Annotated in this window: 24 protein-coding genes; 8 read left to right on the top strand and 16 right to left on the bottom strand. The window is 68.0% G+C overall.

The features are described 5' to 3' along the window. Positions 1 to 36: 36 nt before the first annotated feature. Together BMY74_RS04885 and BMY74_RS44810 are read right to left on the bottom strand one after the other, a co-directional pair. On the bottom strand, positions 37 to 597 hold the full coding sequence (locus BMY74_RS04885; RefSeq protein ID WP_089909866.1) for a PH domain-containing protein: 561 nt from the start codon (positions 595 to 597) through the stop codon (positions 37 to 39). Between the two features lie 64 nt (positions 598 to 661). Continuing rightward, entirely contained in the window at positions 662 to 820 is a 159-nt protein-coding gene (locus tag BMY74_RS44810) for a hypothetical protein (RefSeq protein ID WP_170067890.1), read from the bottom strand. A 140-nt stretch (positions 821 to 960) separates the two neighbouring features. Here BMY74_RS44810 and BMY74_RS04880 point away from each other — a divergent pair, with 140 nt between their 5' ends. After that, positions 961 to 1,374, top strand: coding sequence for an NUDIX hydrolase (locus BMY74_RS04880; protein ID WP_089910550.1), 414 nt, complete (start codon positions 961 to 963; stop codon positions 1,372 to 1,374). Between the two features lie 29 nt (positions 1,375 to 1,403). On the opposite strand, the gene BMY74_RS04875 is transcribed toward BMY74_RS04880, so the two are convergent. Both BMY74_RS04875 and BMY74_RS04870 read right to left on the bottom strand, forming a co-directional pair. Next, positions 1,404 to 2,399, bottom strand: a complete 996-nt coding sequence (locus tag BMY74_RS04875; RefSeq protein WP_089909862.1) for a DUF2332 domain-containing protein — start codon at positions 2,397 to 2,399, stop codon at positions 1,404 to 1,406. Between the two features lies 1 nt (position 2,400). Beyond that, positions 2,401 to 2,904, bottom strand: a complete 504-nt coding sequence (locus tag BMY74_RS04870) for a MaoC family dehydratase (RefSeq protein ID WP_089909859.1) — start codon at positions 2,902 to 2,904, stop codon at positions 2,401 to 2,403. Positions 2,905 to 3,189: 285 nt separating this feature from the next. Here BMY74_RS04870 and corA point away from each other — a divergent pair, with 285 nt between their 5' ends. Next, complete coding sequence (gene corA, locus BMY74_RS04865) at positions 3,190 to 4,263, top strand: magnesium/cobalt transporter CorA (RefSeq protein ID WP_089910547.1); 1,074 nt, start codon at positions 3,190 to 3,192, stop codon at positions 4,261 to 4,263. 139 nt (positions 4,264 to 4,402) lie between these two features. Further along, positions 4,403 to 4,780, top strand: a complete 378-nt coding sequence (locus tag BMY74_RS04860) for a hypothetical protein (protein WP_089909856.1) — start codon at positions 4,403 to 4,405, stop codon at positions 4,778 to 4,780. On the opposite strand, the gene BMY74_RS04855 is transcribed toward BMY74_RS04860, so the two are convergent. Beyond that, positions 4,764 to 5,861 carry a DUF2332 domain-containing protein gene (locus tag BMY74_RS04855; protein ID WP_245785885.1) on the bottom strand — a complete coding sequence of 366 codons (1,098 nt, stop codon included), beginning with the start codon at positions 5,859 to 5,861 and terminating at the stop codon, positions 4,764 to 4,766. The two genes, BMY74_RS04860 and BMY74_RS04855, sit on opposite strands and share 17 nt — an antisense overlap. Before the next feature lie 56 nt (positions 5,862 to 5,917). Between BMY74_RS04855 and BMY74_RS04850 the strand changes: the two genes are divergently transcribed. From BMY74_RS04850 to BMY74_RS46625, 3 genes are read left to right on the top strand one after another with little or no spacing between them, the layout of a single operon-like run. After that, entirely contained in the window at positions 5,918 to 6,589 is a 672-nt protein-coding gene (locus tag BMY74_RS04850; RefSeq protein WP_089909853.1) for a metallophosphoesterase family protein, read from the top strand. Beyond that, positions 6,579 to 7,445, top strand: coding sequence for a ParB N-terminal domain-containing protein (locus BMY74_RS04845; protein ID WP_089909851.1), 867 nt, complete (start codon positions 6,579 to 6,581; stop codon positions 7,443 to 7,445). Before BMY74_RS04850 ends, BMY74_RS04845 begins: the two co-directional genes overlap by 11 nt. A gap of 33 nt (positions 7,446 to 7,478) precedes the next feature. Continuing rightward, on the top strand, positions 7,479 to 7,811 hold the full coding sequence (locus BMY74_RS46625) for a GNAT family N-acetyltransferase (protein ID WP_177229562.1): 333 nt from the start codon (positions 7,479 to 7,481) through the stop codon (positions 7,809 to 7,811). Positions 7,812 to 7,910: 99 nt separating this feature from the next. Here BMY74_RS46625 and BMY74_RS04835 read toward each other — a convergent pair whose 3' ends face one another. Then, entirely contained in the window at positions 7,911 to 8,903 is a 993-nt protein-coding gene (locus tag BMY74_RS04835; protein ID WP_089909848.1) for a hypothetical protein, read from the bottom strand. An 86-nt stretch (positions 8,904 to 8,989) separates the two neighbouring features. Next, a complete protein-coding gene (locus BMY74_RS04830; protein ID WP_089909845.1) occupies positions 8,990 to 9,532 on the bottom strand; it encodes an SMI1/KNR4 family protein in 543 nt (180 codons plus the stop codon). Between the two features lie 58 nt (positions 9,533 to 9,590). Between BMY74_RS04830 and BMY74_RS04825 the strand changes: the two genes are divergently transcribed. Further along, a complete protein-coding gene (locus BMY74_RS04825; protein ID WP_089909841.1) occupies positions 9,591 to 9,893 on the top strand; it encodes an ArsR/SmtB family transcription factor in 303 nt (100 codons plus the stop codon). After that, positions 9,890 to 10,396 (top strand): SRPBCC domain-containing protein, encoded by a 507-nt coding sequence (locus tag BMY74_RS04820; RefSeq protein ID WP_089909839.1) that lies wholly within the window; start codon positions 9,890 to 9,892, stop codon positions 10,394 to 10,396. The genes BMY74_RS04825 and BMY74_RS04820 overlap by 4 nt, the downstream gene beginning before the upstream one ends. On the opposite strand, the gene BMY74_RS04815 is transcribed toward BMY74_RS04820, so the two are convergent. The 9 genes from BMY74_RS04815 to BMY74_RS04780 all read right to left on the bottom strand — a co-directional run bounded on the left by BMY74_RS04815 (position 10,378) and on the right by BMY74_RS04780 (position 24,469). Continuing rightward, entirely contained in the window at positions 10,378 to 11,352 is a 975-nt protein-coding gene (locus BMY74_RS04815; protein WP_089909836.1) for a hypothetical protein, read from the bottom strand. The genes BMY74_RS04820 and BMY74_RS04815 overlap by 19 nt on opposite strands. A 99-nt stretch (positions 11,353 to 11,451) precedes the next feature. Beyond that, positions 11,452 to 12,339 (bottom strand): SDR family NAD(P)-dependent oxidoreductase, encoded by an 888-nt coding sequence (locus BMY74_RS04810; protein WP_089909833.1) that lies wholly within the window; start codon positions 12,337 to 12,339, stop codon positions 11,452 to 11,454. Between the two features lie 270 nt (positions 12,340 to 12,609). After that, entirely contained in the window at positions 12,610 to 13,794 is a 1,185-nt protein-coding gene (locus tag BMY74_RS04805) for an ABC transporter ATP-binding protein (protein ID WP_089909830.1), read from the bottom strand. Between the two features lie 8 nt (positions 13,795 to 13,802). After that, a complete protein-coding gene (locus BMY74_RS04800) occupies positions 13,803 to 14,648 on the bottom strand; it encodes a carbohydrate ABC transporter permease (protein ID WP_089909827.1) in 846 nt (281 codons plus the stop codon). Further along, a complete protein-coding gene (locus BMY74_RS04795; protein ID WP_089909824.1) occupies positions 14,648 to 15,610 on the bottom strand; it encodes a carbohydrate ABC transporter permease in 963 nt (320 codons plus the stop codon). The genes BMY74_RS04800 and BMY74_RS04795 overlap by 1 nt, the downstream gene beginning before the upstream one ends. Further along, on the bottom strand, positions 15,607 to 16,860 hold the full coding sequence (locus BMY74_RS04790) for an ABC transporter substrate-binding protein (protein ID WP_089909822.1): 1,254 nt from the start codon (positions 16,858 to 16,860) through the stop codon (positions 15,607 to 15,609). The genes BMY74_RS04795 and BMY74_RS04790 overlap by 4 nt, the downstream gene beginning before the upstream one ends. A gap of 167 nt (positions 16,861 to 17,027) precedes the next feature. Continuing rightward, entirely contained in the window at positions 17,028 to 17,552 is a 525-nt protein-coding gene (locus BMY74_RS04785; protein WP_371927421.1) for a YflT domain-containing protein, read from the bottom strand. A gap of 190 nt (positions 17,553 to 17,742) precedes the next feature. Continuing rightward, positions 17,743 to 18,258 (bottom strand): hypothetical protein, encoded by a 516-nt coding sequence (locus BMY74_RS44055; protein WP_143091444.1) that lies wholly within the window; start codon positions 18,256 to 18,258, stop codon positions 17,743 to 17,745. Between the two features lie 4 nt (positions 18,259 to 18,262). Continuing rightward, the gene (locus tag BMY74_RS04780) at positions 18,263 to 24,469 is read right to left on the bottom strand and encodes an RHS repeat-associated core domain-containing protein (protein ID WP_089909816.1); all 6,207 of its coding nucleotides are present in this window, start codon (positions 24,467 to 24,469) and stop codon (positions 18,263 to 18,265) included. Positions 24,470 to 24,482 lie beyond the last annotated feature (13 nt).

Raw genomic sequence — 24,482 nt, 5'->3', positions numbered from 1 at the left:
GTCGTCCAGTGTGGACGACGTGGTGCACGACCGGTGTTACGGGACCATCTTCTTGCCGCGCGCGGCGCGCTGGGCCTTGATCATCGAGAACCGCTCGGCCTGCGCCTTCTTGTCGCCGAAGGTCAGCTCCGAGATGGCGTCGTAGACCTCTTCGGGGTTCGGCAGGAACTCCAGGCGGTTCAGCGCCTGGATCTGTCCCGCCGACTCCACGATGAGCGTGCCGTAGCCGAGCATGCGCCCGCCCACGGTGCGTTCGTAGGTGAGGTCGGTGACCTTGGTGATGGGCATCATCGCGACCTTGGTCTCGAAGACGCCCGAGGTCAGCATGAAGCGCTTGTCGGTGACGACGATGCGCTCCACCCACCACTCGATGATGAAGTACGCCACGCGCAGCAGCACGAGCAGAGCCCCGTACCAGAGCACGTTCTGGATCACCGCGGCGTCCGCCGGGAGCAGGTAGGAGATCATCATGAAGCCGGCGAGCAGCGCCGCCGCCTCCAGGACGTCCCAGATCAGGTAGGACCAGTGCCTGCGCACACGGATGACCCGACGCTCGCTCGGCAGGAGGTAGTCGTCCGGATCACGTGGTGCGAACATGCGCTACCAGCCCTTTCCCGATGCCAGCCAGTGCTCAGTCCTGCCCCGGGCGAACCCGTGGGGCCTAGAACAATTGTCGCACGAAGGTGATCAGGGCCTCAGCCGCAGTTCGCAGCGAGTTGAGGATGTTCTGCACGAGTTGGGCCGCCTGCTGGGGCTCCGCGATGAGGAAGAAGAGCAGCAAGGCGATTCCAGCGAAAGTGAGAATCTTCTTCAAGTTCACGGTGTCCACCCCGTCCGCGTCGCACCCGTTTGGCGCCGTTCGTGACCGTTGTACAGCACGATTCAGCACCTTGGGAGATTTGTACCGCAGCCGGGGTAGCGAACTGCACCGCCGTTCCGGTGTGACTACGCTTCGTGATCGTGACGCCCAGCAGCAAGCGCACGATCCGTTGCGTCGGAGCCGTCGTTCATGACTCGTTCGGGCGACTATTGCTCGTGCGACGTGCCAATCCGCCTGGTGAGGGCATGTGGTCGATACCGGGTGGGCGCGTGGAGCCGGGTGAGACCGATGAGGCGGCTGTGACTAGGGAACTGATCGAGGAGACGGGACTCTCCGTCACCGTCGGACGCCTCGTCGGCCACGTGGAGCGACCGGCCCCGAACGGGGTTTTCCAGATCTTCGACTACGAATGCCAGGTCACGTCGGGTGTGCTCCGAGCGGGCGACGACGCATCGGATGTCGCTTGGGTCGACGGTGCGACCTTGGACACACTTCCGACCACCGACGGGCTCGTGGAAGCGCTCTCCGGCTGGAACTGCCTGCCCAAGGCCTGATCAGGGTTCACGCGATCGGGGACGGGCGTTCAGCGCCAAACAAGACGTTGCCCGTGGGCCTCGGTCGTCGCCAGAACGGTCGTCTCCGCGCCCGAATCACCGATTCGGACCAACCGCAGCTCACCGGCCTCGTGCGCGGCCCACCAGACAGGTCTGCCCAAAGCCGACAATGCGGGCACGAGGTCGAGGTCGGACCCGCTCGTGATGACGACGAGCGGCGCGTCGATCGGCTCGACGACCTTCGCGAGGTCCGCGACCGGGTCCCCGGTCACGAGGCGGGGCGGGTTCTTGCGCAGGACGCCGGAGGCCACCCCGAACAGACGCAGCCGTTCCGGTTGGTCGGCCCACACGCAGGCCTCCAGCCACGCGTAGGCGTCCTCGTCGGCCAGGTCGGCGGTGGCCTCCCCGATCCCGGCCTTCGCGGCGACCTTGACCGTCTTGGGCAGCTTCGGCAGCGCGGCGCCGGGCGCGAGCTCCAGGGCGCAGTGCAGGCCGAGGGCGGCCTTCGCGGGCCCGGCGACGACCTGCCCGGCCTCCGCGGTCTGGTAGCGGTACGAGTACTGGTCGAGCCCGAGCAGCAGCCCGGCCGTCGTCGCGACCTCCACGAGCCCGATCGGCCCGCCCGCCTGCTTCGCCGCGGCCGCGACGGCCGGGTAGAGCAGGGCCGCGCGCCGCACCTCGTTCGCCTGGACGACCTGCGAGCTCACCAGCGCCCGCACGCGGTCGGCGCGTTCGAGCAGGAAGTCCCGGAACAACGGCCAGGTGCTCTCGTCGGCGCCGTAGGTCCCGCCGAGCGACGGGTAGTAGTTCGAGAGCCGGTGGAACGGCTCGGCCTGCACGAGCCGGTGCGCCGCCGCCAGCAGGAGCTCGCCCGTGGCGTTGTCCTCGCTGGCGGCGGTGAGCAGGCCGGCGACCTCCGGATCGGCGGCGGCACGGGACGCGAGGTGCTCGTAGAGCGGCGAGATCGCCGCGGCCTCCTCCGCGAACTCCCGCAGACGTCGCTGTGCCAGATCCAGAGAAGTCACTTCACTCCTTGGGTTCAGGGCGCCCCGGCTGCTCGCCTCCGCGAGCCTCGCCGTAGGACCGCTTCGGCACCATGACCTTCCGCCGGAAGATGCACACGACCGTGCCGTCCTGCTTGTAACCGCGAGTCTCCACGTAGACGACGCCCCTGTCGTCCTTCGACTTGGACGGCGTCTTGTCGAGCACCTCGGTCTCACCGTAGATCGTGTCGCCGTGGAACGTCGGCTTCACGTGCCGCAGCGACTCGATCTCCAGGTTGGCGATCGCCTTGCCGGAGACGTCGGGCACGGACATGCCCAGCAGCAACGAGTAGATGTAGTTGCCGACGACGACGTTCTTGCCGAAGTCCGTCGTGTTCTCCGCGTAGTTCACGTCCATGTGGAGCGGGTGGTGGTTCATCGTCAGCAGGCAGAACAGGTGGTCGTCGTACTCCGTCACCGTCTTGCCGGGCCAGTGCTTGTAGACCGCGCCGACCTCGAACTCCTCGTAGTACCGACCGAACTGCACCGCGCCTCCAGCTACGTGTGATCGAGATCTGTGTCAGGTGGGGAGACAGTCTTTACGCGGGGGGAGTACCCTCGGCAACCGGTGTGTGAGGATTTCCACCACCAGTGACTTCGCCCCGAGGAGGTGAGGACCCCTAAATGAGCAAGGACCCCCACCCTGCCAGTACCAAGCGCGTCCTCACCGAGGTGGCCTTCTAGCTCCGTCTAGAACGTTCCAGTTCCACCGGGTCAGGACGCCCGTCGTGCTTTCGCACTTCACGCCGGCGTGTACCTGGAGGAACCCACCATGCCCAGCCTGCCCTCGATCCGCGGCCGCGGGTCTCAGCAGCGCCCGACGCCGCCGCACATCTCCGTGCCGTTGTCGCACTACGTCGTCGACTGCGCCGTGTACGTCGACGGCAAGCGACTGCCGGGCCGCTGGACGCACACCGACGCCGTCAAAGAGGTGCGCAAGCGCAAGGACGGCTTCGTCTGGATCGGCCTGCACGAGCCGGACGCGGAGCAGATCGAGGGCATCGCCGAGACGTTCGGACTGCACGAGCTCGCCGTCGAGGACGCGGTGCACGCGCACCAGCGCCCGAAGCTCGAGCGGTACGACAACACGCTCTTCATGGTCTTCAAGACCGTGCGCTACGTGACGAACGAGCACCCGGACACCGCCAACGAGATCGTCGAGTCCGGCGAGATCATGGTGTTCCTGGGCAAGGACTTCGTCATCACCGTGCGGCACGGCAACCACTCCGGCCTGTCCAAGCTCCGGCACGTGCTGGAGGAGGACCCGGAGCGGCTCGAGATCGGCCCGTCCGCGGTGATGCACGCGATCGCGGACCAGGTGGTCGACAACTACCTCGAGGTCACCGACCACATCGAGGACGACATCGACCGCATGGAGGAACGGGTCTTCGCGCCGCGCACCGAGGTGAGCGCGGAGCAGATCTACATGTTCAAGCGCGAGGTCGTGGAGCTGCGCCGCGCGGTCATGCCGCTCGCGAACCCGTTGCGCCGCCTGGCGGAGGGCTACACGCCGCTCATCCCCGAGCAGGTGCGGGCGTTCTTCCGCGACGTCGACGACCACCTCACCGAGGTCTCCGAGCGCGTCACCGCGTTCGACGAACTGCTGACGACGCTGGTCGACGCGACGCTCGCGAAGATCACGCTGCAGCAGAACACCGACATGCGCAAGATCACCTCGTGGGTCGCGATCATCTCCGTGCCCACCATGGTCGTCGGCGTGTACGGCATGAACTTCGACTACATGCCCGAGCTGAAGTGGAAGTTCGGCTATCCCCTGGTGATGAGCCTGGTCCTCGTCGCCTGCCTCACGCTCTACCGAATACTGCGCCGAAATCGCTGGCTGTAGCCCCGTTTTCGCTCGCTTTGTTCGTTGTAGGAGGGCCCTGTCATGACCAGAATCCTGACCAACATCCGCTTCTGGATCCTCGCGTTCCTGCTCTGCTGGATCACCACCGTGTTCGTGCTGATCAGCGGGACGCCCTGACGTGCGGAGGCAGCTGACCAACCTGCGGTTCTGGATCATGGTGTTCGCCGTGGGCTGGCTGCTGATGGTCTTCGCGTCCATCGCGTTCTGGCCGGAACCCGGTGAGGAGTCGCCGGACCAGCTCGCCGTCGAGGTGACGAACGCCTTGCGGGCACACGACTTCCACCGGCTGGAGCCGTTGCTCGCGGTCGGCGGTGAGGACGTCGCCAAGTCGACGGTCGACCACTTCAAGACCGCCCAGGTGGAAAGCGGCACCTACCGCGACGGCGCGATCGTCGTCGCGTACTCGCACGCAGGCACGCGCGCGGAGTTCCGGCTGCCGGTGGAACTGCAGGACGGGCGGTACGTGGTGAACCCGGTGGTCACTCCCAAGGGGTGACGTCCCAGGTGAACGGCGTGCCGTGCCCCGCGCCGTGGCCGAGGTTCAGCGAGAGCCCGGCGGGCCACAGCTTGAGCAGCAGCTCGAACCGGTACACCTCGCCGGGGTCGTCGCTCCTGCGGGGCTCGAAGACCAGCAGTGCCAACGGTGTCGTGGGCGTCGCCTTCGCGGCCGCGTCGGCCAGCACGGCCCTGCCCATCGCCCGGTCCGCGGGCGAGGCGTACTGCCACACCACGGAATGCCACACGACGGTGAGCACGTCGCGTTCGGCCCTGGCGAGCTGTTTCGCGAGCCACTCCGGGCCCGGCGAGCGCTCGACGCGGACCGGATCGGTCGCGGCGAGGTCGAGGGCGGCGCGCAGGCGGTTCCACCGGTCGACCTGGTCCGCCCAGACGAACGAGCTCAGGTGCAGCCGTCCGTCCTCTGTGGACACGTCGACCGGGTGCAGGTCGCAGCCCGCCCTGCCGACCACGCGCAGCCGGTGGTCCAGGTCCGCGGGCGGCCTGCCGGTCCACCCGGGGTCGAGCACCAGCGGGCTGTCCGGATCGCCGAGAACCCTGTCCGGGAGCTGGTAGCCGACGTGGTGCGGGCGCAGGTTGAGCCCGCCGCTCGCGCCGACCTCCAGCAACCGCACGCAGAACGGCACGTGCCGGCCGGCGACCTTCGCGGCCTCCTGCGCGGCGACCACCAGTCCTCCGTAGAGGGGTGCGCTGCGGCCGGGTTCGTTGGTCTGCACGACGGTGGCCTGGACCCGCTGCCGGAGCAGGTCGGCGTGCTCGGTGAGGGCGGGCACCGCGTCCTCCCACAACGCGGGCAGGTCCGGCCGGCCGCCGGCGGTCGGGTAGTGCTTCGCGAGGCCCGGCGCGCGTCCTTCGAGCACGAGCCGGTGGACGGCGCCCGCGAACCGCAGGCCCGGCACCGTGCCCTCCCGGTCGCGTTCGGAGCCCGCCATGATCCTGGCCGTGACACCGCCCCGCTCCAGGTCGGCGGCGGCGTCGGTGAGGAGTCGCTGGGTCAGCGGACTGCGGTCGCGGCAGCCGTGGGCGGCCGCGGCGAACAGCTCGGCAAGCACGGTGTTCACGCTAACGGCAGCTCCGCCGCCCGTCATGTGGTGAAAGACCTCATTACGCTGCTGGGATGGCACGGATTCTGGCGGTCGCGGACGAGGTGGTCGAGCAGCTGTGGACCGACCAGGTGCACCAGTACGCCGGTGTGGACCTGGTGCTCGCGGCGGGCGACCTGCCGTTCGACTACCTGGAACACCTGGCCAACGCGCTGGAGAAGCCCGTCGTGTTCGTGCCCGGCAACCACGACGCCGACCTGTCCGGCTACTCGAACGTGCGCGGCCTGTGGACCAAGGCGGGCGTGCCGGTGCGCTGGCCAGGTCCAACCGGTGCGGTGAACGCGGACGAACGCGTGGTCGACGTGGCCGGGCTGCGCATCGCCGGTCTCGGTGGTTCGATCCGCTACAACAAAGGCCCGAACCAGTGGACGGAACGGCAGCAGGCCCGCCGCGCCCGCCGGGTGTCCCGGCTGGCCGGCTGGCGCAGGCTGCGGGACGGACGTGGCGTGGACGTGCTGCTGACCCACTCACCGCCGCGCGACTGCGGCGACGAACCCGACGCGCCGCACCGCGGCTTCGAATGTCTTGGTGCGCTCGTCTCGCGCCTGCAGCCCTCGTTCATGCTGCACGGCCACATCCACCCGCACGGCCACGTGCGCCCAGACCGTTCGTTGGGCACCACGCGCGTGGTCAACGTCGTTCCGCTGAAGGTGCTCGACGTCCCAGGAGGACGCGATGAGGCGTGACACCGGTTTCCCCGCGGCCGACGCCGAGAACGACTTCCAGCGCGCCCGCCGCAGCCAGGTGATGTCCCGCCTCGCGACGTGGCTGCGCCGCGAGCCGGACGACGTCAACATCATGCTGCCGTTCCACGAGGTCGTGGAGGCGCTCGGCATGGCGTCGGAGAAGCGCCTGGGCCTGCAGTCGATCAGGCTCGACTCGATCGTGGGCAGCGTCGACCGCACCCGCGACTTCGACCGCCGCTTCCGCCCGACCTCGAGCCGCGTTCGCGAACGCTGGCAACGCCTCGCCCTGGCCGCCCGCCGAGGCGAGAGCGTGCCGCCGATCGAGGTGTACCGGGTCGGCGAGCTGCACTTCATCATCGACGGCCACCACCGCGTCTCGGTCGCGCACGCCCTCGGCCTGGAGGTGATCGACGCGTACGTGACGCAGGTGATCACCCGCCTCAACTCCTCGGGCATCCGCTACCGCGGCGACCTGATCGTGAAGGACTACCGCCGCCTCTTCCTGGAACGGGTGCCCCTGTCGGGCGAGGCCCGCGCCGCCGTCGTCCTGTCCGACCCGTGGCACTACGCGCAGCTCGGCGAGCACGTCGAGGCGTGGGGGTTCCGGCTCATGCAGGACACGGGCCAGTTCCTCGACCGCGCCGAGGTGGCGCGCCGGTGGTACGCCGACGAGTACCGGCCCGTCGTGGCGATGCTGCGGCAGGCCGACATGATCAGGGACAGGAACGAGACCGAGGCGTACATGTGGGTCGCGGCGGAGCGGTACCGGCTGATCCGGACGCACCGGTGGGACGCCGACGTCATCAACGCCGTGCGGGAGGAGAGCCAGTCGCAGGGGCGGGGGTCCCGCGGTTAGGCGTGGCTGGGACGCAGCGCACGCCGCTGGGGCGTGGCCGGCGCAGGCGGCCGAGACGCGGCTTACGCGTGGCTGGCGCACGGCAGGTGGCCAGCCCACGGCTCGCACGGCCCACGTGACCCGCCTGCCGCCCACCGAAACTCGGTCACACCCCCGCCCGCCCGTCGCTGGCGTGCCGGCGTGCTCGCCTCGAACCCTCAGCGGCTGTCGCCGTTCGGCCACCGCCTGGTCATCGAGCGGTCGACGGATGAAGTTGTGGGATCACTGGGCCTGTTCTGGCCTCCTTCCGACGGGCGGGTGGAGATCGGGTACGGCGTGGTGCCTTCACGCCAGGGCCGCGGCTACGCCGTCCACGCGAACGTCTAACCGTCCAACACGGCGTCGGCCCGCGTGCTGGAGAAGGTCGGCTTCACCCGGTACGCGAGCACCGACGAGCTGATCAGCTACCCGCGCACGAGCTGAGGGTCAGCGCGGCGCCACCCGCGGCGCGTCCGCGTCCGGCAACGGACGTGCCTGGTCCAGCACCTCGTCGGTGTACTTGTCGAGCAGCCGCGTGCCGATCTGCTGCGCGTAACCGAAGATGACCGCCCACAGCAGCAGGGCCGCCGCCGACGGGATGCCGATCAGACCGCTCGTGACGCCCGCTCCGAGCGCCAGGATCCCGACCACCGCCAGTGCCGCGCCGAGCATGATCTTGATGAGGGCCTGGTACCCGATCATCACGTACGGCGAGAGCGATGGCCGGCGGCGTAAGAGGAGCACCACCGCGGCCAGCACCGCGCCGAACGCGCCGAGCACCTGCACCAGCCAGACGTCCACTCCGGACGCCTTCGCCGTACCGCCGGGGCAGACCGTCGGGAGCGCGTTCTCCTTCGGGTCGACGCACAGCGGGATGATGCCCGGCTTCACGATGCCGACGACGCCGAGCACCGTGTTGATCACGAACAGCACGAGGGACGCGGCGATCAGCTTGTTGCGCAGCGCGCGGGAGCCCGCGTGGGCGAAGTCCGAGTTGTCGTAGGCCGCGCGCAGGGCGTCGACGACGATCGCCCGTTCCACCGCGGGCGTGAACTCCCCCGGCCGCAACGCCTCCAGGCCGCGGCGGCGCGGGTCGTCCTCGTCGAGGTACTGCGCCACCCGCGCCCGCAGGCCCGGCAGGCGGCCCAGGAAGCCGCGCTCGGCCGAGATCGTCGCCACCTCGGCCTCGTGCAGGGCGCGCCACGCCCGTTCGATGTACCAGCCCGACCACCACGACGGCAGCATGCGCCACCACGGTTCGCGGGAGCTCAGCATCTCCTCGACCACGGCGGCCTGCGATTCGGCCGTGTGGCGCCACACGTCGCCTTCGGGATCGACCGGGTCGGACGGGCCGAGGGCAGCCAGATCCGCGCGGACCCGGTCCAACCGGGACTGCACGACGAGTCGCCAGTCGGTGACTCTGGGTTTGCGCTCGGCCATGTCCCGATGGTGACAGCCACCACCGACAATTTCGGCAGCCATCCGTGTGACGTGCGCAAACGTCACCCGAACACCTCATTCGGTGATCAGGTACCCCAGACGCGGAACGTAGCGGCCTCCGCCAGCTCGTCCTCGTCGAACCGGTAGAGCCCCGCCACCCTCAGCCGCCCGCTGAGCCACTGCAGCACCGTGCCCGCGAGCGAACCGGACAACCGCGACTCCTCGTCCTCGTGCCTCGGCATCAGCACCAACTGCCACTCGTCCGGCGGACCGGAGGTGAGCCAGCCGATCCGGTCACCGTCGATCGAGTCCCCGAACGGGAGGTGGCCACCGGGTTCCGGGTACAGCGGCAGCCGGTAGTGGTGCGGGAACTCCGCCCTGGCCTGCCGTTCGGCACCGAGCAGGCTTCCCGCGCACGCCGCCAGCCCCATGTCCCCGGCGTCCAGCGGCGCCCACAACCGCAGCCAGCCGGCCCACGCGCCGCCGCCGTAGGTCTCCATGAACTCCACGTAGTCGGCGGGAAGTCGCGAACCCAGCCTCGTGAACAGCCACTCCCACGTCTGGTCACCGAGCTGTGGCCGGGCAGGAGGCGGGACGAGTTCCCGCAGCCCGTCGAGGTCTTCTCTCACCGCCCCAACCTAACGCATAACCTTGCGCGTATATACGCCAAACGTTATAAATTTGCACGTGGACGTCTTCGAGGCCGTGGCCGAACCCCACCGCCGGCACCTGATCACGCTGCTGGCCGAACGTGAGCGCACCGCGGGCGAGCTCGTCGACAGCCTGCCGTCGCTCACCCAGCCCGCCGTGTCCCGGCACCTGCGCGTCCTCAGGGAGACCGGACTGGTCGAGGTCAGGCCCGACGGCCAGCGCCGCATCTACGCGCTCAAACCCGAAGGCCTGCAACGCATCGACGACTGGATCACCCCGTACCGCCGCTTCTGGCGCACCCACCTCGACGCACTGCGACAGCACCTGGAGAGCGAATGAACGACCTCGGCACCATCACCGTCGACGGCGAGCACGCCACCCTCACGTTCCACCGCAGGTTCGCGTTCCCGATCGACCGCGTGTGGTCGGCCATCACCGACGACGCCGAGCGCAAGGCGTGGTTCGGCGAGGGAACCGTCGACCCGCGGAGCGGATCGGTCGTCATCGAGCCCGAGGACCCGCCCGCGCCGATGGACGCCAAGCGCGTGACGGGCCGCATCCTCACCTGGCAGCCGCCGCGGAACGGCCACGCGGTCTTCGAACACGAGTGGCACCAGCGGATCGTGGAGGACAGCGTCGTGCGCTACGAGCTCACCGCGGACGGCGACGAGACGTTGCTCCGCTTCACCCACACCGGACTCTCCGAACGCAACGCCAAGGGCTTCGCGCCGGGCACGCACGCGTTCTTCGACCGCGCGAACGCCTTCCTGCACGACGAGACGCCGCCGGCGTGGGGCGAGCGCTACGCGGAGGTCGCGCCGGGCTACCCGTCCTGGCGGTGAAACCGGGCGACGTGCGAGTGCGCCCGCGCGAACTGCGCGTCCGCGTCCCCGCTGTAACCCCAGGGCCACCGCGACGCGCGCTCACCGCCGCGGGCGAGGTGCTGGGCGAGCCTGTCGGTCACGAAGAGCTCGTAGTAGTAGTTCGCGAAGATCTGGTGTGCCCACGGGGAACGCGGGTGGTCGTCGGCACCGGCGAGCAGGCGGTCGGACGCGGCGTCGACCTCGGCTCGCTGCTTCTTGAGGTACGACCGGCTGATGGTCTGCCACATCCGCACCGCGAAGCTGGTCTTCCAGGTCAGGTACACGTGCATCTCGATGTGCGCGGTGGGGATCAGCGCCAGCAGCGGGTGGCCGTCGGGCAGGCCGTCGGCGGTGCTCCTCGCGAACCCGAACATCTCCTCGTGGCTGCCGTACCACTTCGCACAGGCCGCGTGCAGCCGCCGGAACGACGCGTTGAACAGGTCGGGGACCCGCTTCACGACCTCCTCGTAGACCTCCGCGGCCTCACGTCGATGGGTGGGCAGTGCGACGGCCATCGACATCATCAACGCCCACGGCGCGACGTCGTCGGGGTCGAGGGCGGCGGCGCGGTGCAGCGTCTCGTGTGCCAGGTGGGAGAACTTCCGCAGCCCGTCCCACTGCTCCTCCGTGGTCCGGTCCGCGCCCGCCGCACCCCGCGACTCCCACCCCGCGACGGACTGGGCGCTGCCCAGCAACAGCAGCAGCTCCCGGTCGTCCGGTCGTTCCTCGTGCGCGTCGAGCAACCGCGGCAGGACGACGGTGCCCGCGCCGCCGAGCACGTCGAGCACCAGCTCGTGGCGGTGCGGCTGCTCACGGGTGGCGGCGATGAGGCGGAGAGCGGGGCCGAGTTCACCGGAGACCAGCGCCAGGGCCGTGCTCATGAGTTCGTCGTCGTCGAAGTTGACGTCGACGTAAGAAGGAAGCTGCGAGACCACGCGCGGAAGCTAGCACCGCGTCGCGCGCGACCGTCCACAGTTGATCGAAACGATGCGGGAGGCGCCGACAGGGCACCGAACGACGCCTCCCCCACCCGCTCAGGCGGTCTGCGAAGGCTCCACCAGCGCACGGAGCCGGGGAGGCATCCTCTTCTCCAACCCGTACGGTTCGAGGTGCGCCTGCAGCACGCCCGTGAACGCCCGCTCGACCGAAGCGGTGTCCCAGTTGTCGCTCTCCAGGATCGGCTGCTTGAAGTACGGCTGGCCGACGATGTGCAGCTGCCTGCCGTTGCACCGGATGACCTGCCCGGTGATGCCCTCGGCACGGTCCGAGAGCAGGAACAGCACCAGCGGCGCCACCTTGCCCGGCGTGCGGTCGGCCGGGATGGCGCGCAGGGAGCGTTCGGACTTCCACACCATCCGCGTGTGCGCGACGGGGCACACGGCGTTCACGCGGATGCCTTCGGATTCCAGGTCGAGAGCCCACGAGTAGCTCAGCGACGCCACCGCGCCCTTCGTCGCCGAATAGGTGGCGAGTTTGCGTTGCCCGAATGACGCTCCGGAGGAAATGTTGATGATGGAACCGCCACCGGTCGCCCTCATCGCCCGCATTGCCGCGATTCCGGTGTAGATGACGCCGAGGACGTTCACCTCGACCACGTGCCTGATCGTCTCGGGATCGTCCTCCCACGGCGCGGTCTCGTAGTTGAGCCCCGCGTTGTTCACGAGGCCGTCGACGCGGCCGAACTCGTCCAGACACAGGTCGACGATCTTGGCCGCCTCGCTCGGGTCCGCGACCGTGTGGTTCGAGGCGACGGCGCGGCCGCCGAACTCGCGGATGTGCTCGGCCACCCGTTCTGCCAGGTCACCGTCGTTGTCGTTGACCACCACGGACGCGCCGGCGAGGGCGGCGTGCATGGCGTAGGCCTCACCCAGTCCTCGGCCCGCCCCGGTGATGACGACAGCTTTTCCGTCCAGGATCCCCATTGCACGCTCTCTTTCACTCGGGCGGCGGTTCCCCTGACCCCCCTGTGGTCCTGTAGCCGCCTTCGACAAGCGTGCGGACGTTCCGGAGCCGCGTACTCCACGTTTCGATGAGATGTCGCTGCCGAGCGCCCAATGGTCGGCGTGAATTCAGCCCGGCAGTTTCCCCGGACTGATCGGCCCCTGAGGACAGAGGGCTTTGTGCCTCACTCGTTCGAGTGACACGAACGGGCCGCCTTCCCGCATGGGGAAGACGGCCCGCAAAACGAGAATTCACCGTTCCGTGTAAGTCAGGTTCCTGCCGCTGGACGGGTCGAACAGCTGCACCTTGTCCGCGTCGAACCAGATGTCCGCCGAGGCGCCTTCCACCGCGCCGGACGCCGACGACAACCGCGTCACGAGCGAGATGCCGTCACCCGGCACGTCGTCCGATCCCGCGTCCGCCGCGAGCTCCTGGAGCTCCGCCGAGGCCGCCTGCTCACCGGTGAGGTTGAAGTAGGCGTACTTGTCCGAGCCCATCGACTCCAGCACGTCCACCTGGGACGTGAACTTGCCGCCCGCCGACAGCTTCGCCGGCTCGACCAGCGCCGCGTCCTCGAAGTGCTCCGGGCGGATGCCGAGGATCACCTCGCGGGGCGCGTCGGCGGCCTCGACGAGCTGGCGGACCCGGTCCGTCAGCGTCACGTCGCCGATGACCGACCGCAGCGCGCCGTTCTCGAGCGTCGCCGGCACGAAGTTCATCGACGGGGAGCCGATGAAGCCCGCGACGAACAGGTTCGCCGGCTGGTCGTAGAGGAACTGCGGCGCGCCGATCTGCTGCACGACACCGCCGCGCATGACGACGACCCGGTCGCCGAGGGTCATCGCCTCGGTCTGGTCGTGCGTCACGTACACCGTGGTCGTGCCGAGCTGCTTCTGCAGGCGCGACACCGAGGTGCGCATCTGCACGCGCAGCTTGGCGTCCAGGTTGGACAGCGGTTCGTCCATGAGGAACGCCTTGGGGCTGCGCACGATCGCGCGGCCCATCGCCACGCGCTGCCGCTGGCCACCGGACAGGTTGGACGGTTTGCGGTCGAGGTGCTGCGAGAGGTCGAGGATCTCGGCCGCCTCCTTGACCTTCTTCTCGACCGTCGCGTTGTCGACCTTGGCCAGCCGCAACGGGAAGGCCATGTTCTCCTTCACCGTCATGTGCGGGTAGAGCGCGTAGGACTGGAACACCATCGCGATGTCGCGGTCCTTGGGCGCCTTCTCGTTGACGCGCTGCCCGCCGATGCGCAGCTCGCCGTCGGTGATGTCCTCCAGGCCCGCGATCATGTTGAGCGTGGTGGACTTCCCGCAGCCGGACGGTCCGACCAGGATGATGAACTCGCCGTCGGCGATCTCCAGGTTGACCTCCTGCACGGCCAAAGCGCCGTCGGGGTACCTCTTGGTCACCTTGTCCAGAACGATCTCTGCCATTGGTCAACTCACCCCTTGACGGCGCCGGAGGTCAGGCCGGCGACGATCCGGCGCTGGAAGAACAACACGAAGAGGATGATCGGGATGGTGATCACGACGGCGGCCGCCGCGATCGACCCGGCCGGGTCCTCGAACTGCGAGCTGCCGGTGAAGAACGACAGCGCCACCGGCACGGTCCGCGACTGCTCGGTCGAGGTGAGCGAGATCGCGAACAGGAAGTCGTTCCAGCAGAAGATGAACACGAGGATCGCCGTCGTGAACACACCCGGTGCCGCGAGCGGCGCGATGACCCGCCGGAACGCCTGCCCCGGCGTCGCGCCGTCCATCTTCGCCGCCTTCTCGAGCTCCCACGGGATCTCGCGGAAGAACGCCGACAGGGTGTAGATCGCGAGCGGCAGCGCGAACGTGATGTACGGCAGGATCAGGCCGGGCCACGTGTCGAAGAGGCCGAGCGAGCGCTCGATCTCGAACAGCGGGGACACCAGCGAGACCTGCGGGAACATCGCGATCAGCAGCGAGACGCCCACCAGCAGGCTCTTGCCGGGGAAGTCGAGCCGCGCGATGGCGTAGGCGGCCATCGTGCCGAACACCACGGCGATCGCGGTCGCGATCAGCGCGATGCCGATGGAGTTGATCAGCGCCCGCGTGAACTCGGACGTCGAGAAGATGTTCTGGTAGTTCTCGAGGCTCCACTCCCGGGGGATGAAGTTGCCGTCCGCGAGCGTCGCCGACGACTTGAACGACAACGACACGATCCACAGCACCGGGAACAGCGCGTAGATCACGACGACCGCGTTGAGGACACCCCAGCCGACCTTCTTGCCGGTGGTCTCCGCTCCTCCGATTCCAGCCATCAGCGCTTCCCCCCGTCGTCACTGCCGGGGGCAGCGGTGCCGAAGAGCTTGATGAACACGAACGCGATGATCGCGACCATGATGAATATCAGGACCGACATGGTCGACCCGATACCGAGGTTCAAGCCCTTGATCAGGTTGTTGTAGGTCAGCATCGACACCGACGACGTGCCCTGCGAGCCCGCGGTGAGCACGAAGAGGTTGTCGAAGATGCGGAACGCGTCGAGCGTGCGGAACAGCAGTGCGACCAGGATCGCCGGCTTCATGATCGGCACGGTGATCTTGATGAACCGCTGCCACCCGCTCGCGCCGTCCATCGCCGCGGCCTTGAGCAGGTCGTCCGGCACCAGCGCCAGGCCCGCCATCAGCAGCAGGGCCATGAACGGCGTGGTCTTCCAGATCTCCGCGATGCTCACGACGATCAGCGCGGGCACCTTCTCGGTCAGCACCGGGTCACCGCCCAGCGCCTCGGCGAGGTAGCCGGTGCCGGGCGTCCAGGCGAAGCGCCAGGAGAACGCGGCCACGACCGTGACAATGCCGTACGGGATCAGCGTCGTCGTGCGGACGATGCCCCGGCCGACGAGCGCCCGGTGCATGATCAGCGCGAGCGACATGCCCAGCACCAGCTCGATCGCGACGGTGACGACGGTCAGCACGACCGTCACCCACACCGCGTTCCACCAGTACGGGCTGCTGAGCACGGTGACGTAGTTGTCGAACCAGATCCACTCGGTCCGGTCGGGGAACTTCAGGTCGAACCTCTGCATCGAGAGCAGCAGCGAGTAGAGGATCGGCCAGCCGGTCACCGCGATCATGGTGAGGGCGGCGGGCGCGCAGAGCAGCCAGCCGAGTCTGCGCTCGGCCTTCTTGCCCTCGCTCAGCGCGACCTTCTTCCTGGCCGCGACAGGCGCCGGTGAGGCACCGGTTCCCGTCGCGGTGTCCTCTGTCGTCGTCTGGCTCACGGCAGCACCCCCTTCGAGTCGAGAGCGTCCTGCAGTTCCTTGCGCAGCCTGTCCGCCGTGGCCTGCGGGTCGATGCCCGCGGGCGGCGACAGGATCGTGGAGATCACCGTCGAGACGTTCTGGTAGGCGGGCGTGCGCGGCCGCACACTCGCGTTCTTCAGCGTCTCCTTGATGTCGTCGCGCATCGGGTACGCCTCGGCCATCTCGGGCTCGTCGTAGACGGCCTCGATGGTCGGCGGCACGCCGTCCTTGAGCGCGGCGAGCTTCTGGCTTTCGGCGCTGCGCAAGCACAACACGGCGTCGAACGACTCGTTCGGCTTCGTGGTGTAGTTGCTGACGGCGTAGTTGATCCCACCGACGGTGACCTTCGACTGCTCACCGCTCACCGTGGGGTACGGCGCCCACTTGAAGTTCTTCGCGAAGTCCGGCTTCTTCTGCGCCGCCGCGTAGACGTACGGCCAGTTGAGCTGGAACGCCGCGTTGCCGTTCTCCATGGCGAGGCGCGCGTTGTCCTCGGCCGCGTTGGAGAACGACGGGTCGATCGCCTTCGACGTGGCGAGCTTCTTCAACGCCGCCAACGCTTCCACGGCCTTGTCGTCGACGACGGCCTTGGTGCCGTTCTCGTCGAGGATCGTGCCGCCGTTGGAGTTGACGAGCGTGTTGTACAGCACGACGAGCCCTTCGTACTGCTTTCCCTGCCCCACGATCTGGCCGGGCTTCCCTTCCGCCACCAGCGCCTCGGCCATGGAGATCATCTCGTCCCACGTCTTCGGCGGCGTGGGCACGAGGTCCGAGCGGTACCAGAGCAACTGGACGTTGGTGTTGTCCGGAGCCCCGTACAGCTTGCCCTCGTAGGTCGCCGTGTCGAGCGGCGTCTTCAACGTGCCGGACTCCACCTGCGACTTGACGGAGCCGGTGAACTCCTTGATCCAGCCCGCCTTGGCGAGCTCCGCCGTCCACGTGACGTCGAGCCCGAGGACGTCCATGCTGTCGTCCTCGGCCGCGAGTCTGCGCACCATCTGTTCGCGCTGACCATCTGCCTCACGCGGCAGCTTGTTGTAGACGATGTTGTACCGCCCGCCGGCCTTCGCGTTGCACGCGTCGACGATGGCCTGGAAGTTCTCCTGGGGGTACTTGTAGACGTTCACGGTGATGCCCTGGTCGCCAGACCCGCACGCCGTCAGAGTCCCCGCCGCGAGCATCGCGGCTCCCACTCCGGCCGCGAGTCGATAGCGCCTTGTCGCACCCATCGGCCCTGCCTCCTTCCCGACTGCACGGAGGAGCCAGACCGCAGCGCCCGGCACCTCGTCGTGCCACCGGCCGCACCGGGCGGACCGGTCAACCGAACCTAGGCCCGGTGATCAGGAGTCGCAACCAAGGGAAGCAACGATTCAGAACCAATGACCTTATGAGACCTTTAAGAGCTCGGGTTCGCAGGCCGCATCGCGAGCCTCGCGAGCAGGTCACGGCCCTTTTCGGCCGACTTCGGGTGGCAGAGCACGTCATACCTGTTGGCGACCAACTGGGACGCGGACTGGAAGTCGCGCTTGCCCTTGGCCGACCCGTACCCGACCGCGGCGAACACGAGCCCGAAGAACACACCGGTGATGAGACCCGTCAGCACCGGCCCGACGGTCACGCCGGGCTCGGGGCTGAAGAGGGTGAGGAGCAGGCCGACGAACAGGCCGAACCAGGCGCCGCTCGCCGCGCCGGTTGCCAGTACCCGGCCCCAGGTGAGTTTGCCGGTGATGCGTTCGACGAGCATCAGGTCGACGCCGACGATCATCACGTCCTGCACCGTGAAGTCCTCGGTGGCGAGGTGGTCGACCGCGCGCTGCGCCTCCTCGTACGTGGCGTACGAGCCGATCGGCCACCCCGTGGGCGGGGTGGGCAGGCGGGGAGGGACGCCGGGCCGGTTCGGGTTGGCGAACGGACTCGTCACGGGGACCACCTCTGTCGGACGCTGATCGTTCCATCCTGCCAGTGCCCGGTGCGGGATGCCGAGACGCCTACGGGTGTTTTGCCGGGATCAGAGCAGGCGAAGCACCTCGGTCGAGGTCTCGTCTCATGTCACGGCGGCGGCTCCGCGTGATGTCACGCGGAGCCGTCGATCTGCGAACGCTCTTCGCAACTTACCTGTTGATCAATTGCGGTCGAATCACAGGAGGTTGACGAACGACGATGTTGACGAGTTCGCCATCCCCTGAGACACCCACCCGCGCCTCGCCGCACTCCAAGTACCGGTCAACCGAGCAATGCGCAAACCAGAGCACAAAGAACTCGCCTGATGTTGATCGCGCAAGTGCTTCTACCTTGTCGATGTCGTACTTGGCGGGCTCCTTGTAATCAGGAGTCGTCTTCCACTCCCAGAGTTCCAGGTCAAATTTCGGCGACAGCGACCCCGGCTCAATCCGAGCTTCGTCGATCGCTCGATCAACGAGTGGCGGGAGATCAATAACGATCAACGCACAAAGCGCACCGGAGTCCGGATCGACCTTGAGCTCCACGTGACCGCCGTCGTCACCTGTGACATAGCAGTAAAGCGGACCTCCCCGAAGACTGATCTGCCACAGCACCGAGAGAGGCACCCAGGGATCGGCCGAAGCCGAGGCCCCCGGGCATCCCACACCATCCAGCACCTTGAACATCGGATCAGCCTACATATCTTCCGTGCATGAGCACCGGGAGGATGTCGCCAGGCGACTGCCTGAATTCAAGCTGCCATCCACCGACCGTCATGGGCCGGAAGAGCGGGACTCCTCCACTGGTCGCTTGCGCAACGGCCTCCTGAAGGCTCTTCAACTTCTGCTGCGAGGCGAGGCCAATCATTTCCGGACTTGCACCCCTCGCCTCCATCGACTTGGCGACTTCACTGAAGTGGTCAGTCACATTGCCGTGAACCCACACCTTGTGACCGCCAGCCGTCAGTTCGAACGATTTCGGGACACCACCGGTACCTGGGATTTCAGGTTGAGTTCCAACGATGTCGTCCCAGACCGTTCCGGTGTCACATGGGCCGGTGTTGTGGACGAGCACCGGCGTCTCGCCTGCAACCACGAAGTAGGTGTGGACAACGTCAACCGTGAGGTTGTACGTGCGCATGAACGAGGCGTAATGACGCGTGGCCACCAGCTCAGCACGACCGTTGCCGGGCGTGTTGAGCAGATCACCGGCGTCGAGATCAGCCGCGTCCTCCCACTCCCCCGTGGTGGCGTTGTAGAACGGGTGGTGCGCCGTCGACCGGATGACCTTCGGCCCTTCCGGGGTCGACACCGTCAGGTCGACGTAGCTCTTGTCCTCGTCGGTGATGATGACCGCGACAACGGTCTGCTTCTCGACCTTGTCGCTCTCCGGCTGGCTGGCGGCGACCTGGTCACCGACCTCGATCTCGTCGATCCGCTTGGTCGAGCCGTCCGCCATCAACACCTGCGTGTCCCCGCTGAAGCTGTTGACACACTTGGCGCCCGCTTCGACGGCCTGCTCGACACCGCGACCGGCGTCCTTCACGTGGTCCGCGTTGCGGACCCACTTGAAGATCGTCGCGCCCCAGCCGAGGAACGGAACGGCTCCAGCACAGGACAGGACGGCATCCGTCGTCTTGCCCTCGCCCGCATACGCGGCGCAGTTCGTCAGGTCGGCGGCTTCGCCGATGACGGGAACCATTCCGAGTCCGTCGAGCACCAGGTGCGCGAACGCCGCGCTTCCCTTCTGCCCACATCCCGTACAGGCGGGGTAGCCGCTCGAGGTGTGGCCGTACTTGCCGGTCGAATTCCCCTGCGAACCGCAAGGGGCAGAGCCGTAACCGCTCGCCGCCGTGCACATCTTGGGTGAGGCGGGAGTGGACTTCGGCTTGGACGGCGGCGGCGGCGCGTTGTGCGGGTTGCCGCAGTACGCGACGCACTTGCCGTCCTTGTTGTTGCGCTGGCCGTTGTCCTTGTAGCCGGGGTCGCCCGCGCACACGTTGTAGTCGCAGTACGCGAGACCGGTCGGGTCGCTGAACGTGATCGGCGAGTTGTTGGCGTACGCGTACGCGTTCCACTGCTGGGGGTCCAGCGGCATCATCAGCGGGTCTACCGAGATGAACTTGCCGAGTGCGGCGTCGTATTGGCGTGCACCGATGTTGACCAGACCGGTGGTCGTGTCGTTGGTGCCGCCGACGAAGCCGCGCTCGCCGGGGAACGTGGTGGCCGCGCCGCGCGGGCCGCCGAACGGGAGCTGGCGGCGGCGGTCGACCTTCATGGTCGCCCGGTCGATCGCCACGTGGGCGGTGCCCTGCATGTCCGAGGCCAGCCAGGTGACCTTGGTCTTGCCCTCGCGCATCGCGACGACCTGGCCGCCGTGGCGGTAGTACCGCGTCACGGTCGGCGCGGTCGCGCCCTTGGCCAGCCTGATCTCCTCGTCACCGAGGTAGAGGGTGGTGGCGTTCGCGTCGCGGCGGATGAGCCGTTCCCCACTGGCGCTGTAGAGGAACTCGGAGACCTTCGAGCCCTCTGTCAGCTTGGTGACGCGGCCTTCGGCGTCCCACTCCAGGCTCTGGTCGGCGCCCGCCACCTTGCGGCTGGTCGTCGCGCCGATCTCGTTGTACGTGAACTGGTCCAGGCGGCTGCCGCCCGGGCCGGTGGTGGTCACCGAGTTCGCGGCGTGCGGCCTCGGTGAGCCCGTCGCCGGGTAGTCGTACGTCCTGGTCGTGTCGCCGGACGCCGCGTGCTGGGTCTCCGTGCGCCGGTTGCCGATCTGGTCGTAGGTGTAGGAGTGCCAGTACGGCGCGGGTCCCGCCAGCGTGCCGGTGGACTTGGCCGCGTCACACCCGCCGGACGGAGTCCAGGCTTCGGTGAGCCTCCTGAGGTAGTCGTACTGGAAGCACTGGCGGTCCGGGACCTGTCCGAGCGTCGTGTCCGCCACCGAGGTGATGTTGCCGACCTGGTCGTAGGCGTAGTTCACGTCCGCCTGCATCGGCGAAGCGACTTCCGCGTCGACGATGTAGCGGTTCATCCGGCGGGTGCTGTCGTCGTAGTAGTACGACAGCCACGTGCGTTTGCCGGTGTTGCCCAGTTCGAGCCTGTAGAGCTCACCGAGCTTCGTGTAACCCGTCGTGTTGACGAGGTTGTCGGTGCCCAAGCCGGTCAGCGACGCGGTCGTGTTGCGCGGGCGGCCGAGGTCGTCGAACCCGTGCACGACCGACTCGGTCGGCATGCTCGCCGCAGGAACCGCGCCGAGCCCTTCACCGGTGACGGTGCCGTCCGGGCTGTAGGTGTACCACCGCTTGTAGATGCCCTTCAGCGGCCCCTCGGAGTCGGGGATCTCCACCTCCGCGGCCAACGGCTTGTTCAGCGACGTGTACGACAGAACCCTGTTGACGTAGGCCTTGCCGCCGACGTAGCGCGTTGATGATGCCGGCAGACCCTTGCCGTACTCGGCCGTGTCGAAGTCGAACTTCGCGAGGACCGTCGCCCCAGACTTCACCGCGGTCTTGCGCCCCGCGGCGTCGTACTCGTGGGTGAGAACCGTTCCGCGCGCGTCCTTGGTCGTCTTGACGCGGTTGGCCGCGTCGTAGGTCATCTCGGTGACGCCGCGGTCGACGTCTTCCGACTTCACCAGCCGGCCGCGCAGGTCGTAGTGCCAGCGCCAGGTGTTGCCGGCGGCATCCGTTGCCGCAGCGAGCTTTCCAGCAGCGGAGTAGGAGTACTTGGTCACGTCGTGGTCACCGCTGGCCGTGGCGCCCTTGTACTGCCACAGCTCGGTCATCTGACCGCGCGCGTCCGTCACGGACGTGGTGGGAGTGCCACCGGCAGGCGGCGTCACGTCCACCCGGTCGCCGCCGTACGCCGTGCTGCTGCGCCACTTCTCCTGCCCACCGGCCTGGAAGATCGACGCGGTCGGGCGGCCCGATCCGTCGAACGCGCTCCTGGTGAGCCCCGGGACGTCGGTCTCGGAGAAGTTCAGCAGGTTGGTGTCCACCGGACCGGAGTTGAAGAACGGCTGCGTCGTCCGGCTCACCCGGCCCTGCGAGTCGTACTTCGTGTCGACGACGAGACGGCCACCCGTCGTGGCGTTCTGCGCCTGCCGGGTCCGGTACTGGCCGTCGAACACCACGGTTCCGCTGACGTACTCGCCGATGGCGTTGACGGTCGTCGTCTTGACGGAGCTCGGCTTGTCCTGGCTCACGTCGTAGTCGACCTTGACGCTCGGGTCGTCCGGGTACTCGTCACGGGGGCGGTTCGCCTGCCACACCCGCTTGGTCCTGCCGAGGGAGTCGTACTCGCCCTCGGTGACGTTCTCGTTGGGATCGGTGAGCTTCGTCCCGACGCCCCAGGCCGGGTTGACGTCCGTCGTCGTGCTGAAACCGAGCTGGTCCGTCACCACGACCTTCGTGACCGGGCCACCGGTGGCGGGCGTGTACTCGGTGCGCACCGTGTTGCCGAGCGGGTCGGTCGTCGTCAGCGAGCGCCCGTACGCGTCGTAGGTGGTCGAAACGACCGATGTGAAGACCGGGCCGGCCGCCGGGCGCGAGTCCAGCGTGGCCACGCTGGTCACGTTGCCGTTGGCGTCGTACGTGTTCTTGGTGGCACCGAGCGAGTGCTGCGGGAAGACGGCCGTCTCTCCGCAGTGGACCGCCACGGTCTCAGACTCCAGCGGGGAGGCCCAGTTCCACCTGGAGGCGTCCTGCCGGTACGAGCTGCGGGTGCAGCGGTCGTCGGACGCGGTGGCCAGGTCGCCGAGGTCGTTGCTCTCGGTCAGCTGACCGTGGTCGTCGTACTTGCTCTCGGTCTTCGTCGTGCGCCAGCCGCCCGACCGCAACGCGGTGTAGGACGTGGTGGAGGCGTTGGCGACCCAGTACGCCTTGTAGTCCCCGCGCGTAGCCGTGGGTCCCGCCCAGGTGGGGGTGGAGATGCTCTTGGACGTGACGGTCTCACCGGTTCCGTCGTGGACCTGGGTCTCGAAGCTGAGCCCGCTCAGCCAGTCGGAGTCCTCGCGCTCACCGCCCTCGGAGTCCTTGACCTTGGCGACGCGCGTGCCGTTGTTCGGCAGCTTGTCGCCGTTCATTCCGCGGTAGAAGCGCTCCTCGGTCATCGTGACCGGCTGCTCCGGGTTGCCGTCGTGCCCGGACCTCACCCGGACGCGGCCGTAACCGCGAAACTCGTTGTAGGTCCGTTTCTCGTCCTTGACGAACTCCGACTGGTTGCGGCGCCAGGCGGCACCGTCGAGGTACTCGTACTTCACGATCTGCTCGGTGCTCGCGGCCACGCGGTCCGAGGTGGTGATCGACTCCACCACGTACTTGTGGAAGTAGTCCTCCCGCTCGGCGCCGTCCTTCGGCGCCCACTTCACGGGGTAGCAGCGCTTGCCGTTCGTCTCCGGGTTGGACGGCATCGACGTTCCGGGGACGCAGTCCGGGTCCGCGTACTTGATCGTCGTCGTACCGCCGGCCTCGGAGATGACACCGGTGACGCGGTAGCGGTTGAGCGGCCCGACGCCGGTCGGGGTGTCGACGCGGTTCGGCTTCGCCGTTCCCTCGAACTTCACCTGCGGCAACGAGATCTCGCCACCGACCAGGCCGGTGTGCGTGACGCCCTTCAGCCACAAGGCGGCCTGGTAGACGTCGTCGCCCTTCGGGAACTCGTGCTGCAACGTCCAGCGGTCGACGTTCTGGTAGCCCTCGCCCGCGCGCACCTGTGTGGTGATCGTCGACAGGCGCTTCGTCGACCAGAACGTGGGGCTGTACTTGTCCTTGCAGGTGGTGCCGTCGCAGTTCTCGGCGACGGCGGCATCCGGCCAGTTCTCCTTCTTCGCGAAGGTGCACTCGCTGTCCTTGACGCACCGGTCGGCGAGGCCGAACTCGACCCGGCCGGTGGCGGGGGCGTTCACGTCGTCGCGCAGGCCGTACTCGACGGACTTCAGCGTTCCCGCGCGCACGTAGGGAACGGCCGCTTCCTTGAGGTTCTTGCCGTACTTGTTGATCTCGGTGTCGTAGTTGTAGAGGATCACGTTCCCGCGCGGGTCGATGACCTTGTCCAGCATCCAGCGCCACGCGCGATCACACGAGGAAGCCTCGAAAGTGCTTTCGTGGCAGGGCTCTCCGGCGTCGTCACCGAACACCGGAACGGTCCAGGTCGACTTCGAGTCAGGACGTGTGCCGAAGAGGTACTGCGTCCCGTCGACCGTGGTGATCTTCCAGGACTCGTTGAACTTGTCGCCGTTGCCGGCGGTGACCGTCCGTTCGACCCGCGACCGGTCGTCCTGCTTCAGCCGCCAGGCGCCGGTCGAGTCGTCCTTGATCAGCATGCCGCCGCTGCCGCCGAACGACGCGGTGGCGTTGTCGCTGCGCCAGCACAGGTCGCCGGTCTTCGGCGGGGTGGTGCCTCCCGTGGTGTCGTCGGCGCAGGAACCGTAGGCCCGCTCGACGAACCCGGCCGAGAGGTCCCAGCCGTCACCGATCCACGACGGCTGGTTGTTCGTCGCCGACGTCAGACCGTCCACAGCGGACGAGCGGTAGGACAGTCCGAGCGACGGGTTGAACCCACCGGGTGAGGGCGGCACCCGCAACGGGTACGACCAGCTGAAGTCACCGCTCTGCTTCGACACCTCCCACGACGCCGACTGGGAGAAGGGAGTCGCGGCGAACGAGCCGCCACCCTCCTGGGAACCGGCCTGCGGCTGGTTGCCCTGCAACGCCCGCGTGGACGCGTCGTCCAGGCCCCTGGCCGCGAACGTCCCGTTGGTCACCGGGACCGACTTCACGTCCGGCGCGTTGACCGACGGTCCCCCGGCGGCGACGGCCTGCTGTTCGACGGTCGCGGTCACGGCGGTCAGCGCGAGGCAGACCGCCAACCCTCTGATGAGGGCGCGCTTCAGCTTCATGATGGTGCTTCTC

This window comes from Lentzea albida (assembly GCF_900111005.1).
Classification (GTDB): Bacteria; Actinomycetota; Actinomycetes; order Mycobacteriales; family Pseudonocardiaceae; genus Lentzea; species Lentzea albida.
This window is presented reverse-complemented; position numbering and strand designations above follow the sequence as displayed.